This window comes from Corallococcus sp. BB11-1, assembly GCF_026626625.1.
Taxonomy (GTDB): domain Bacteria; phylum Myxococcota; class Myxococcia; order Myxococcales; family Myxococcaceae; genus Corallococcus; species Corallococcus soli.
On the sequence record NZ_JAPNJY010000035.1, the window covers coordinates 401336 to 414076 of the forward strand.

Below are 12741 nucleotides of genomic sequence, written 5' to 3' on the forward strand. Positions count from 1 at the left end.
TTGACAGCAACCTCCGGCGCGCGTAGGTCTTGGTGAAACGAGACGTTCCGTCTCGTTTCGTCGCCCAGGAGCGTGCACATGTCCCGTCGTGCCCACATCGCCATGGTCAGCATCCCCGCCCACGGCCACGTGAACCCGAGCCTGGAGCTCATCCGGGAGCTGGTCTCCCGGGGCCACCGGGTGACGTACGCCAACGACGCGTCCTTCGCGGAGGTCGTCTCCAGCACGGGCGCGGAGCTGGTGCCCTACCGCTCCACCCTCCCGCGCCCCGGGGAGCCCTGGCCCGAGGACACGGCGGCGCAGCTGGACGTGTTCCTGGACGACGCCATCTCTATGCTTCCGCAGCTGCGCGCGGCCTACGAGCACGACCGGCCGGACCTCTTCCTGTACGACATCGGCTGTTCGACGGCGCGCATCCTCGCGGAGAACTGGGGCCTGCCCTGCGTCCAGCTCTCGCCCGCCTCCGTGGCCTGGGAGGGCTACGAGCAGGACATGGCGCCGCTGATGGAGTGGCTGCGCACCGACCCCGGCGCCGTGGCGCACCACCGGCGCTACACCGAATGGCTCGCCAGCTGCGGCGTGGCCCAGCCCGACTCCCTGGGCTTCGTCGGCCGGCCCCCGCGCGGCCTGGTGCTCATCCCGCGCGCATTGCAGCCCCACGAGGACCGGGTGGACCGCCAGCGCTTCACCTTCGTGGGGCCCTGCTTCGGGGACCGCTCCGGCCAGGGCTCATGGCAGCGTCCCCCGGGCGCGCAAAAGGTGGTGCTGGTGTCGCTCGGCTCGGCCTTCACCCAGCAGCCGGCGTTCTACCGGGCCTGTCTTGCCGCCTTCGGTGGGCTCCCCGGCTGGCACGTCGTGCTCCAGATTGGCAAGAACATGCGGCCCGACGAACTGGGAGCGATTCCGGCCAACGTGGAGGTGCACCCCTGGGTGCCGCAGCTGGCGGTGCTGGAGCAGGCGGATGCCTTCGTCACCCACGCGGGCATGGGCGGCTCCCAGGAGGGCCTGGCCTGCGGCGTGCCGATGATCGCCGTGCCCCAGGCCTCGGATCAGTTCGCCAACGCCGACCAGCTCGTCGCGCTCGGCGTGGCCCGACGCCTGGACACCGAGCAGGCCACGCCGGAGGCCCTGCGCTCGGCGCTGCTCCAGCTCACGGAGGATCCCCAGGTCGCCACCCGGCTCGCGGCCCTCCGGAAGCAATCGCGCGAGGAGGGGAGCGCCGCTCGCGCCGCCGACGTGCTGGAGGCCGAGTTCCTTTCAGAGACACGCGCCGCCGCGCGCTGAGCCGGCGCGTCGTGGACGGTGGACTGCCCTCGGGGGCCGGCGGACATCCCAGGATGGGAAGTTCGTCACCCCGCGCCATCGCCGTCCTTCCAGCCCCTCTCGCATTTTCCATGTCTGGGATGTGTCTGCCTTTGGCCCCGCGCATGCAATTGCGCCGCCCGGACATTCGTCCGGGAAGGTGAGCATGGACTTGAAGGGCTGGAGGAGGGGACTGGGCTTGTTGCCCGCCCTGGGATTGATGGTGGCGTGTGGTGGCGGGGATGGACTGGACGCTCCCGCGTTGCGGTCCACGAAGGCGGCGGCGGTGACGGAGCAATGCCAGCCCAGGACCGTCTACACGGAGGATCACCTCCCAGCGACCTACGACACTTACGTTGAACAGGCCTCGCCGGACGCGAGCCATGGCACGTCGGTGATGCTGGTCTCGGATGGCTCTCCCCGGCAGGAGACCTATCTGGACTTCCGCTTCAGCGGCTTCGACGGCTTCATCCAGGCGCGGCTGCGGCTGTTCGCCACGGATGGCTCCACCAACGGGCCCGCCCTCTACAAGACCCAATCCGGCTGGACGGACACGCTGACGTGGAACACGCGTCCGGCGCCCGTGGGGACGGCGCTGGGCAACGTGGGGGAGGTCGCCTCGGGGAGCTGGGTGGAGTACGACGTGTCGTCCGTCGTCAAGGGCAGCGGCGCCCACGCCTTCGTCCTGGTTCCCGAGGGCGGCAACGGCATGGACTTCGTCTCCAACGAGGACCCCCGCCGGGAGCTGCGGCCGGTGCTCGTGCTGACCCATGCCCAGACCGTCTGCACCTACCAGGGCAGCGGCGGCGGGCTCACCCAGGCAGTGCTCCGGGGCGGCGGGGGCGATGAGGTGGTGCAGGCGCTGGCCACGACCAGCAATGGCGGCCACGTCGTCGCGGGGGTCTATACGGGCGCGGGCTCCCTGGGCGGGGCCACGTTCCCCAGCCAGGGCGGGCTGATGCTTGGCCGGTTCCACCCGGATGGCACGCATGAGTGGTCTCGCGCGTTCCCGCAGGCCTCCGCGACGCTGACCGTCACCAGCGTGACGCTCACGCCGCTGGGCAACGTGCTGGTGGTGGGTGGCTACGCGGGGACACCGGACTTCGGTCAGGGGCCGCTGCCCACCAGCCCCTATCACGGCACCTTCATCGCCAAGTTCTCTCCCGTGGGGCAGCTCACCTGGGCGAAGGGCTTCACCGCCGGCCTCGTGACGGGGGATGGGTATGATCCCCTGCCCATCCGCGCCAACGCCGTGGCCACGGATGCCAATGGCAGCCTCATCTTCACCGGGTACTTCTTCGGCCGCGCCAACCTGGGCGGCGGGGAGCTGTACGCGGGCCCCGGAGGCGGCGCCTTCGATGATGCGGTGCCCGGCATGTTCATCGCGAAGTACTCCTGGGAGGGCGTGCACCTGTGGTCCAGGGCCTACGAGGGCGGCCTCTGGGGAGCCCAGGGGGAGGGGCTGGCCACGGACAGCGCGGGCAACGTGTTGCTCGCGGGGTATGCGAGCAGGAACGCCGACGGCAGCCCGGTGCTGGGCGCGACGCACCGGGAGAACCCCCTCGTCGCGAAGTTCTCCCCGGCGGGGACGCTGCTCTGGAGCCGGGCGCTGAACGGCGCCCAGGGCAGGATGGTGGGGGTGGCGGCCCTGCCCGGGGACGCGGTGGCCTTCGCCGGCAACTTCACCCGGCGCTTCACCTTCGCGGGGCAGACGCTGGAGAGCACCCAGGCGGATGAATGGGACGGCGGCAACGCGGACGTGATGCTGGGCGCGCTGGAGGCGTCAGGCACGGACCGCTGGGCGCGCAAGCACGGTGCCGACGCGGCCGAGTCCGTGTCCAAGGTGGCCGTGGACGCGCAAGGCCGCTTCAAGCTGGCGGGCATCTCCGGCGGTGCGGTGGACCTGGGCGGCGGCCTCATCGGTCCGACGCGCGGGAACGACCCCCAGTCGTTCGTGGCGAGCTACGGGCCGGATGGCGCCCACCAGTGGTCCCGGATCGTGGGCACGAACCACTCCGACCCCCTGGTCGCCGTCACCCCGGACGGCACCACGCTCTTCGGGGGCACGCTCAGGGGCATCACGCACGTGGGGCCGACGCCGTTCGGCCCCTCGCGGGGCGCGGACCTGCTCCTGTTGAAGCTGGCGCCCTGAGCGTCCGGGGGACCCCGTGAGGCCGGAGCCCCGCTCCAGCCTCACGGGCCGCCGCCAGCGGGCTTCGGGGGTTCCTTCCGCGTGGGCGCGGACTGCTAGGGTGGAGCGCCATGAACGCAACAGCCGCTTCGAAGTCGGGTGGGTCCAGGGTCCTCTTCATGCTCGGCGTCACGGTGGTGGCGATGGGGGGCGGCATCTTCGCGGCGGTGAAGCTGCTGGGCCGTGACGCGGGCAAGACCGACGTCGGTGACCTGGAGGCGCTCGCGTCGGTGCAGGCCCAGCTGCGCACGGTCAATGCGTGTCGCATCGAATACAATCAGTGGAGCAGGTCCAGTCAACGGGAGGCGTACCGGCGCAACGTCTTCATCACGCACTGCGATGCGGTGGGCCGCACTTCCTGGAACGCGAAGGTGGTGCTCCCCGAAGAGTGGTCGCATGACGCGCTCGCGTTCAAGGCGGAGCGCTCGTCGCTGAAGGACGACTGGTCCATCCTGGTGCACCCGGAGGCGGTGCCCTTCCCGGTCCTGGTCGCGGGGCTGAAGGAACTCGCGCCCATCCTCGTGCGGGATGCCCCCGCGGCCCTGGCGAAGAGCCAGGCCGAGGATGCGGCAGCCGCCGCGAGGTATGAGGAGCGCCAGCGCCAGCAGGAGGAGCAGCGGCGGCAGAACCAGGAAGGCTACCCCTCGCGGTGACGCGCCGGTCCCCGCCGGTGCCTGGGGAACGGGTCCGACTGTCGCACAGGTAGAGCAACCCACCCGGCCTCGCCCCTCCAGCGGAAGGGTCGAGGCCGAGGCTTTCTACGCGGTCGTGAACGTCGTGCGGCGGCGCGGCGTCACGGACACTGCGAGATGCAGTACGCGCGGTACGACGAGCAGTAGAACGGGTCGCCGCCGCCGTAGTAGCACTGGTAGTACTTCGCGTCGCAGGCGTCGGTGCAGGGGCCGGGCGTCGCCGTCGCGACGATGCGCTCCACCTCTCCCGGGCTCATCTCCTCCGGCGCCTCGACCCCGCCACAGCCGACCAGAAATCCAACCGCCATCAGCCCGGCAATGATTGTCGCTCGCATGGGGTGCTCCTGTTCTTGAAGGGTTGTGCTGCCTTGCCAGGATAGCGCTGTCATTGGCGGCGGGCCAAGGCCCTGTCCCGAGCACCCCAGGCGGTCCTCGTGGACCCGCCACCTCCAGGGGGCGTTCCATGTCAGACCCTCCACGTACTGTTCTTCTTGTCGCCGCCAAGAACGAACGAGGGGGAGCGCTCCATGAGCACGTCTGTGATTGATAACCGCGTCGAGGTCGTCTTCAGCTTTGACACCACCGGCAGCATGTATCCGTGCCTCGCGCAGGTCCGCAAGAAGCTGGGGGGCGCCGTGGCCCGGCTCACCAAGGAGATCCCGGGCATCCGCATCGGCATCATCGCGCACGGGGACTACTGTGACGCGCGCTCCACGTACGTGACGAAGGCGTTGGACCTCACCGACGACGCGAAGGCCATCACGCGCTTCGTGGAGAAGGTGGAGCAGACGGGGGGCGGAGACGCCCCGGAGTGCTATGAGCTGGTGTTGCACGAAGCGCGAAGCCTGTCGTGGACGGAGGGCTACAGGAAGGTGTTCGTCCTGATTGGGGATGACGTCCCGCACTCGCCCCACGACAACCCCCAGAAGCTGGACTGGCGCAAGGAGGTGGACGCCCTGGGGAAGATGGGCGTGCCTGTCTATGGCGTGCAGGCCCTGAACCGCCGTCACGCGACGCCGTTCTACAAGACGCTGGCGGAGAAGTCGGGCGGCTTCCACCTGAGCCTGGATCAGTTCGCGCACGTCACCGACATGGTGCTGGCCGTCTGCTACAAGCAGTCCTCGGACGCGCAGCTCCAAGCGTACGAAGCGGAGGTGTCCCGCGAAGGCCGCATGAGCCGTGGCCTGAACTCCATGTTCAACACGATGCTCAAGCGGGCCGCGTCCACCCTGTTCGGTGAGACGGACCTGCGGGCGGTGCCGCCGGGGCGCTTCCAGGTGCTGGAGGTGGAGGGGGACAGCGCCATCAAGGAGTTCGTGACGGAGAACGGCCTGGGCTTCAAGACGGGGCGCGGCTTCTACGAGTTCACCAAGACGGAGACCATCCAGGGCCGCAAGGAAGTGGTGCTGATGGACCGCAAGACGGGCGACTTCTACAGCGGCGAGCGGGCCCGGGAGATGCTTGGCCTGCCGCCGGGCGAGACGGTGCGCATCCGGCCCTCCAGCCTGGAGAAGTACGTCGTCTTCGTCCAGAGCACGTCCGCCAACCGGAAGCTCAAGGGCGGCACGAAGTTCCTCTACGAGGTGGAGGACTGGGACGGGGCGCGCGGCAGCGCCGCGGCCTGACGCGCGGGCCGCCGGGAGGCGCGGACGTCCCAGGGCGGAGGGGCCGGGTCGGGGTTAATCTTCGCCCATGACCTCCAGCCCATCCCACCGCTCGTCCGTCGTCGTGGCGGAGCTGGGGCCCACCAACACCGGGAAGACCCACCGCGCCATCGAGCGCATGCTCGAACACGACTCGGGCATCATGGGGCTGCCGCTGCGCCTGCTTGCCCGGGAGGTCTACGACCGGGTGACCGCCCGGGTGGGTGAGGGGCGGGTGGCCTTGATGACGGGGGAGGAGAAGCGGGTGCCCCCGCGCCCCGACTATTGGATCTGCACGGTCGAGGCGATGCCGACCGACCGGCCCGTCGACTTCCTCGCCGTGGATGAGATCCAACTCGCCGCCCACCGCGAGCGCGGACACGTCTTCACCGACCGGCTGCTCCACGCACGCGGGCTGAAGGAGACCTGGTTCCTGGGCGCGGAGACGATGCGCCCGATGGTGCAGTCGCTCATCCCACAGGCGTCACTGAAGCGCGCCACCCGCCTGTCCCAGCTGCGCTACGCCGGGCATCGCTCCCTGAAGAGCCTGCCGCCGCGCTCCGCCGTGGTCGCGTTCTCCGCGGACCGCGTGTACGAGCTCGCGGAGGCCCTGCGCCGCCTGCGGGGCGGGGTCGCGGTGGTGCTGGGCGCGCTCTCCCCCAGGACGCGCAACGCCCAGGTGGCCATGTATCAGGCCGGCGAGGTCCAATACCTGGTGGCCACGGATGCCATTGGGATGGGGTTGAACCTGGACCTCAACCACGTGGCCTTCGCCGCGCTCTCCAAGTTCGACGGCTCCGAGCCCCGGGACCTCTTCCCGGACGAGCTGGCGCAGATCGCCGGCCGGGCAGGGCGCCACCTGAACGACGGGAGCTTCGCGACGCTGAACACGCTGCCGGAGCTGTCGCCCCGGGTGGTGTCAGCCATTGAGACCCACCGGTTCCCGGCGATCCAGAGCCTCATCTGGCGCAATGCCTCACTGGATTTCACGAGCCCGGAGTCCCTGCTGGATTCCCTGTCACAGGCGCCGCGTCACCACGCCTTCGTCCGGGTGGAGCGCGCGGACGACTTCGACGCGCTCCGGCACCTCTCCAGCCTCCCGGCCATCCAGGACGTCGCCACCGACCGTGGCATGGTGGAGCTGCTGTGGCAGGTCTGCCAGGTGCCGGACTTCCGCAAGGGACTCTTCGGGCTGCATGTCTCGCTGCTGCGCGACACCTTCCTCCAGTTGTCCGCGGGCGATGGGAGGCTGGATGCGGGCTGGCTTGCCCGCCAGGTGTCACCGCTGGATGACGTGTCGGGAGACATCCACACGCTGATGGACCGGCTGGCCGCCATCCGCATCTGGACGTACATCAGTCATCGCCCGGGCTGGCTGGACGACGCGGAGGCCTGGCAGGAGCGCACCCGCCGCATCGAGGACGCGTTGGGGGATGCCCTGCACGAGCGGCTGGTGGAGCGCTTCGTGCAGCGCGCGGCGCGTCGCAGTCCCCGCCGCTTCGTGAGGAACCCCGCGCGGCCCCTGGCCGGTTCGGACAGCCCCTTCGCCAAGCTGGGGCTGCTGCTGGGCGAGGTGCCGGGCACGGACGGAACCGCGATGACGGAGGAGCAGTTCGTCCAGCGCGTGGTGGACGCGACCCATGACGCCTTCCAGGTGGACGCGGTGGGGACCATCGCCTTCGAAGGGGAGCCGCTGGCCCGGCTGGTGCGCGGGAAGGACCGGCGCTCCCCGCAGCTGGCCCTCACGGAGTCGGAGGTCTGGACGGGCGGCGCGCGGCGGCAGCTGGAGCGCCGGCTGATGGCCCTGGCGCGCGACCTCGTGACCGAGGCGATGGGAGGCTTTCCCTCGGAGTCCTTCGCTGGCGCGGGGCGCTCCGGGGCGGCGCGGGGACTCGCCTACCGTCTGGCCGAAGGGCTGGGGGTCATCTCCCAGGCGGAAGCGCACGAGCAGTGGCGGCTCCTGGACGAAGAGACCCGGGAGCGCTTCCGGGCGCTGGGCGTCCGCGAGGGACAGCGCTTCTTCTACGTCGCCAACGCGCTCGCGCCGCATGCGCTGGAGCGGCGCTGCATGCTGACCGCGCTGTTCCACCAGCGGCCGGCGCCCCCGGGCGCTCCACGAGAGCCGGTGCTGGAGGTCGCGGCGCTGGGGGGCCTGTCGGCGCGAGTCCTCGGGTATGAGGTGCTCGGCGGCGTGGCGTTGCGGATCGACATCGTTGAGCGGCTGGGCGAAGCGCTGCGCCACCCGCAGGGGGCCCGGCAGGTGCAGCCGCTGATGCAGGAGCTGCGCTTGGAGGGTGGGGTCCACCGGCGGGTCCTGCGTGAACTCGGTGGCCTCGCGGGGGGCACTCCGGCGAAGCGGCGGCGCCGCAGGCGGGGCGGCAAACCACCCGCGACGGCTCAGGAGAAGGGGGGCGCCCGGGGGCCTCCCGCTGGCGCCCAGCCACCTCCCCGGAGGAGCGGGACCGGGGAGGGGAGCGGCTGACGCACGCCCTCATCCACGAAGGGGGCCGGGACCTCCACGCGGGCTCCATCTCCGGGCGGGTGGTCCACGCGCAAGGCCGGGCCCTGCCAGCGCGACCGCGAGGCGCGCTGGCACGGCGGGTGACGCCGGAGACCTGGGCCCGGCTCAGGGGCAGCCGGAGCTGACCTGGAGCGCGTCGTACGCCATCCACCCGTTGCGGCGGGTGCCCGTCGCGGCGATGACGTAGCCGTAGATGAACTTCATGGTGCCCGACTGCTGGCGGTAGCGGCCCGCGCTGTCCTGGACCCAGAGCGGGATGTCGATGGACGGGGCGCCGGAGTTCGTCGGCACGTCCAGGCGCTGGAACTTCGTGCCCGCGGGGAAGTGGTCCACCGCCACGCCGCCCAGCCCGAAGCCCGGCACGTTGAAGGTGAAGTTCGCCGAACGCAGGCCATTGGCTCGCACCAGCGGCAGGTAGTCGCCCGCGCGCTCGTGGACCGCGTCGGAGTCGTAGACCACCTTCTTGAACTCCAGCGTCGTGTCGTGCGAGTTGCGCACGGCGTAGCACGCCATCTTCGCCAGGCCCGAGCTCAGCGCGGAGACGTGCCCGACCTTGTCCTCGAAGGACGTGCGGCCCTTGATGGCGGACATGGGCAGCCAGCCCGCGCTGGAGTTCGACGTCGACACCGCGAAGGCGTGCAGCTCCCCGGCGAAGGTGCGCGTCTGCCCGTGGTTGAACGTGGCGCTCGTCCGGGTGGAGGTGCCCACCACCGTGCCGTTGCCGTCGCGGACAGGACCGCCCGTGTTGAGCGCCCAGGAGTCGTCGTCGTCCGGGTCGTTGGTGAGGACGCGGTTGCCGCCGGAGGGCCGCAGCTTGCAGTTGTACGGGCTCTCCTCGCACACCGTCCCGTTCACCCCGGAGAAGGCCGCCTGCTGCGTGGAGCCCACCGCGTCGTCGTCCACCGACGCCTCACCGCCACACGCCACGGAGACCAGGGCCAACACACCGAGAGCTGGATTTTTCATGTTCATGTTAAAAATGGAAATCCAATTTTACCTGTTTTGTCAACGAGGTGGGTCCAGCGACCGTTCAGGGCTGGGAGGTTCGCGCACCGTGTTGGCTGGCGCCGTGGCGCCGCGGGCCGCTGGGCTCCGGTGAAGACGCAGCCGCGTCCCATGCGGACGCAACCCCACGCTCCTCCTTGGGGGGGAAGCCCGGTCCTCCGGGGACGCAGGCTGATCCGGAGGGCTGGTCTCCGGGTTGCAATGAAGCCGGGCCATGTCCGCCCAGGTCGCCACCGCCTTTGTTTCATCCACCTCCAGTGCGCTCTCCATCGCTCCGCCGGACGCCCTCACGCAGGGCGTGCTCGACACCAACGCCGCCGTGCCGCAGGTCGACGCGGCGGTGGCCGCGCTGCTCGCGCTGAGCGTGCCCACCAGCACGCAGGTCCCCAGCCTCTCCGCCGACGCGGAGAAGGCGCGCGCGGACGCGGCGCTCTGGACCACCACCTACCGTCCCCAGGTGCTGTCGACGCTCGCGGGCGTGGCCCGGTTCGGGCAGACGTTCGACGCGGCCTACGCGCAGCTCGCCCCCCTCTCCGTGCGGCTGGCCGCCGGTGACGCCACCGCCATCGCGCCCTTCCAGCAGGTGCTCGCCCAGCTCCAGGCGGACACCCAGGCCACCGCGACGGCGACCGCCAGCGTCCACACCCAACTGGTGACGTATGAGACGTTGATCGACGCGGACATCTCCCAGCTCAACGCGGACCAGAACGTCCTCATCCAGCTCCAGGCCCAGGACACGCAGGCCGCCCAGGCCGCGAGCCAGGCCGCGGACAAGGTGGAGGAGCAGATCCATGAGGACCAGCAGCAGATCGCGCTCGCGTACCTCCAGGGCCACTACTACGTCGCGGCGCTGGAGCAGACGATCAACATGCTCACGGGCAAGGACCGCGAGCTGCGCGAACAGCAATCCCAGCTCAATGCCCAGGCCAACGCCGCCGCGGCGGACGCGCGCGAGGCGGGCGGCACCAGCGCCCAGGTCTCCGAATACCAGACGTTCCTCACGGCGCTGGCGGGTGGCATCGGCACGCTCGACAACGGCTGGAACGTCCTGGACTCGAACTTCACCGTGCTGCTGCAGGGCGAAGACATCACCACGTATGGCCTCTTCACGCCGTCGCTGCTCGCGGCCGTGAAGGCGGATTGGGACAACCTTGCCCGGCAGGCCTCCCTCCTGCTGGGCATTGGATGAAAGGAACATCATGACCACCACAGCGACCGCCACGAACGCAGCGCAGACCAGCGACACGGACTCCGACACGCCAGACATTGGCGGCAGCGGGCTGTCCACCGGCATGACGGACACGCAGACCGCCGCGGCCGTCATGCAGATGTACACGAACGTCGTGCTCCAGACGCCCATCATGAACCTGCCGGCGGAGGTGGACACCCTGTCGGGCTCCACCGTCGTGGAGCAGCTCCCGGTGGACCAGGCCAACGCGCAGGCCCACGCGCGCTACTACCTGCAGACGCTCAACCCCCAGATGGTGGCGCTGCTGGCCACCATCATCGGGTACGGCAACCAGTGGAACGCGATGTACCGCCAGCTGCTCCACCTGGCCAATCACATCGATGAGGGAGACAACCAGCAGCAGTTCATTGACGGTATCAACCTGCTCATCCAGAAGTGCGGCGTGGGCAAGGACCAGGCGACCGCCACGTCCTCCGCGCTGTTGGCCTTCGCCACCGACTCGCTGGACGCGGACGTGGCGGCCTTCAACCAGGACTTCGTCAACGTCAACCTCGCGTACGGCGCGGACAGCACGGAGATCACCGCGCTCAATCAGCGCATCGCCGCCGACCAGAAGGCCATGGACACGGCGTGCTGGGTGATCGCGGGCTCGGCCGTCGCCCTGGGCGTGGGCAGCATCGCGGTCCTCGTGGGCATCTTCGCGGAGATCCCCTCCGGGGGAACGTCCACCGCCGTCGTGGTGGGCGGCTTCGCGCTGGCGGCGGGTGGCGCCGTCGTGGGCTCCCTGGCCCTGGTGGACTGGAACAACGCCAAGGACGACATGGTCAAGGCGACCAACGAGCTGGCCCGGGACCAGACGCTCCTGACGACCATGAACACGGCCATGCTCAACATCCAGAGCCTGAGCTCCGCGTGTGCCCAGGCCGCGAGCGCGGTGCAGGGGCTGGCGAACCAGTGGACCTCGCTGGCGGCCGACCTCCAGGCGACCATCGACCAGTTGGAGGTCGCGGAGAACGCCTCCTCGTGGATCGCCTCCCAGTTGATGGCCGCCAACGCGGATTGGGAGACCACGCTCGCGCTGGCGGTCTCCATCCAGCAGAACGGCACGTTGCCCGTGCAGCAGGAGAACTACGATGCGTGAGCCGTCCCCGGAGGTGTTTTCCCCCGTGCCCCTGACCACCGCGCTCGCTGGACTGGGCGCGGCGGGAACGACGCTCCAGATGTACGCGCAGGCCCTGGTGCAGCAGCCGGTGGTGAGCATGGCGTCGGTGCCGAGCCTCGCCACGGACCTGGGCCGCTCGCATGAGGTGGCCCGGGCCTGCCTGGGCACGGTGATGCCCCAGGCGCTGAAGCTCGACGCGGCGAGCCTCGGGTTCATCAACCAGTTGATGGCCATGTATCCCCGGCTGCAGCATCTGGCCCAGGTCGTGGACCAGGGGGGCTCCGCCGGAACCCAGGCGGCCCTCGAGCTCTCCCAGGGGCTGGACCTGCTCGCGCAGTTCCTCGCGCGGCAGAAGGACACCGTGGCCGTGTTCGTGGCGGAGGCGCACCGGCTCTCCACCGTGACGACCGGGGTGTCGGAGGCGCTGGCGGCGGACGCCGTCGCGGCGGCGGGGGATGAGGAGATCGCCAGCCTGGAGGCGCAGATCGCCCAGACGCTGGCGGCCATCGACCAGGATTGTCAGACCATCGCGAAGGGGCTGTCCGGCACGGACAAGGCGTTGGTCCAACTGGCCGTCAAGATGTTCAACTGCGAGGACTCCCCCCTGGCCGCGGCGAAGGCCTTCGTGGGCATCATCGTCAACACGGCGAACACCAGCGGTGACATCCTCGCGGCGCAGCGCGACGTGGAGCGGCAGATCCAGACGCTGACCACGCTCTACTCGGAGCTGAATCCGCTGCTCGCGGAGGCCGCGGTGGCGCAGACGGCGTCGCAGGAAGCGGCGCTGATGGCCCAGAGCACCACCCGCATGCAGCAGGCGGCGAACGACATGGGGCTCGCCTGGGCGGCGTTGATCCAGGGCTACGGCGCCCTCTCCCAGGCGCTCCAGCAGGGCAGCCCCCTGCCGCCGCTCGCGCCCGCGCTGGAGGAGAACAAGGCGGGCTGGCAGTTCCTGCTCGACGAGTGCACGGCCTGGCAGCAGGTGGGGCTGTTCCCCGTGGTGCTGCTCCAGCCGGCGGCGGACGTCGCGGCCTGA

Annotated in this window: 10 protein-coding genes; 8 read left to right on the forward strand and 2 right to left on the reverse strand. The window is 70.3% G+C overall.

Annotation, left to right across the window (positions count from 1 at the left end):
- Positions 1-78: 78 nt before the first annotated feature.
- The 3 genes from OV207_RS30950 (at position 79) to OV207_RS30960 (ending at position 4146) form a co-directional block, all read left to right on the forward strand.
- On the forward strand, positions 79-1284 hold the full coding sequence (locus tag OV207_RS30950; RefSeq protein WP_267558603.1) for a macrolide family glycosyltransferase: 1206 nt from the start codon (positions 79-81) through the stop codon (positions 1282-1284).
- 217 nt (positions 1285-1501) lie between these two features.
- On the forward strand, positions 1502-3454 hold the full coding sequence (locus tag OV207_RS30955) for a DUF7594 domain-containing protein (protein WP_267558604.1): 1953 nt from the start codon (positions 1502-1504) through the stop codon (positions 3452-3454).
- Positions 3455-3564: 110 nt separating this feature from the next.
- Positions 3565-4146, forward strand: a complete 582-nt coding sequence (locus OV207_RS30960) for a hypothetical protein (protein WP_267558605.1) — start codon at positions 3565-3567, stop codon at positions 4144-4146.
- A 140-nt stretch (positions 4147-4286) separates the two neighbouring features.
- Here the strand turns inward: OV207_RS30960 and OV207_RS30965 are convergent, their stop codons facing one another.
- A complete protein-coding gene (locus tag OV207_RS30965; protein ID WP_267558606.1) occupies positions 4287-4520 on the reverse strand; it encodes a hypothetical protein in 234 nt (77 codons plus the stop codon).
- A 192-nt stretch (positions 4521-4712) separates the two neighbouring features.
- Here OV207_RS30965 and OV207_RS30970 point away from each other — a divergent pair, with 192 nt between their 5' ends.
- Positions 4713-5810 carry a vWA domain-containing protein gene (locus tag OV207_RS30970; protein WP_267558607.1) on the forward strand — a complete coding sequence of 366 codons (1098 nt, stop codon included), beginning with the start codon at positions 4713-4715 and terminating at the stop codon, positions 5808-5810.
- Positions 5811-5877: 67 nt separating this feature from the next.
- Positions 5878-8310 (forward strand): helicase-related protein, encoded by a 2433-nt coding sequence (locus OV207_RS30975; RefSeq protein ID WP_267558608.1) that lies wholly within the window; start codon positions 5878-5880, stop codon positions 8308-8310.
- A 144-nt stretch (positions 8311-8454) separates the two neighbouring features.
- On the opposite strand, the gene OV207_RS30980 is transcribed toward OV207_RS30975, so the two are convergent.
- Entirely contained in the window at positions 8455-9315 is an 861-nt protein-coding gene (locus OV207_RS30980) for a hypothetical protein (RefSeq protein ID WP_267558739.1), read from the reverse strand.
- Positions 9316-9568: 253 nt separating this feature from the next.
- Between OV207_RS30980 and OV207_RS30985 the strand changes: the two genes are divergently transcribed.
- From OV207_RS30985 to OV207_RS30995, 3 genes are read left to right on the forward strand one after another with little or no spacing between them, the layout of a single operon-like run.
- Entirely contained in the window at positions 9569-10543 is a 975-nt protein-coding gene (locus OV207_RS30985; protein ID WP_267558609.1) for an HBL/NHE enterotoxin family protein, read from the forward strand.
- A gap of 10 nt (positions 10544-10553) precedes the next feature.
- Positions 10554-11684, forward strand: a complete 1131-nt coding sequence (locus OV207_RS30990) for an HBL/NHE enterotoxin family protein (protein ID WP_267558610.1) — start codon at positions 10554-10556, stop codon at positions 11682-11684.
- A complete protein-coding gene (locus OV207_RS30995) occupies positions 11677-12741 on the forward strand; it encodes an HBL/NHE enterotoxin family protein (protein WP_267558611.1) in 1065 nt (354 codons plus the stop codon). Before OV207_RS30990 ends, OV207_RS30995 begins: the two co-directional genes overlap by 8 nt.

What these genes read in the sequence shown, in the direction of transcription:
- OV207_RS30950 (WP_267558603.1), top strand. Translation starts at nt 79, where the DNA reads ATGTCCCGTCGTGCCCACATCGCCATGGTCAGCATCCCCGCCCACGGC.
- OV207_RS30960 (WP_267558605.1), top strand. Translation starts at nt 3,565, where the DNA reads ATGAACGCAACAGCCGCTTCGAAGTCGGGTGGGTCCAGGGTCCTCTTC.
- OV207_RS30965 (WP_267558606.1), bottom strand. Translation starts at nt 4,520, where the DNA reads ATGCGAGCGACAATCATTGCCGGGCTGATGGCGGTTGGATTTCTGGTC.
- OV207_RS30970 (WP_267558607.1), top strand. Translation starts at nt 4,713, where the DNA reads ATGAGCACGTCTGTGATTGATAACCGCGTCGAGGTCGTCTTCAGCTTT.
- OV207_RS30975 (WP_267558608.1), top strand. Translation starts at nt 5,878, where the DNA reads ATGACCTCCAGCCCATCCCACCGCTCGTCCGTCGTCGTGGCGGAGCTG.
- OV207_RS30980 (WP_267558739.1), bottom strand. Translation starts at nt 9,315, where the DNA reads ATGAAAAATCCAGCTCTCGGTGTGTTGGCCCTGGTCTCCGTGGCGTGT.
- OV207_RS30985 (WP_267558609.1), top strand. Translation starts at nt 9,569, where the DNA reads ATGTCCGCCCAGGTCGCCACCGCCTTTGTTTCATCCACCTCCAGTGCG.
- OV207_RS30990 (WP_267558610.1), top strand. Translation starts at nt 10,554, where the DNA reads ATGACCACCACAGCGACCGCCACGAACGCAGCGCAGACCAGCGACACG.
- OV207_RS30995 (WP_267558611.1), top strand. Translation starts at nt 11,677, where the DNA reads ATGCGTGAGCCGTCCCCGGAGGTGTTTTCCCCCGTGCCCCTGACCACC.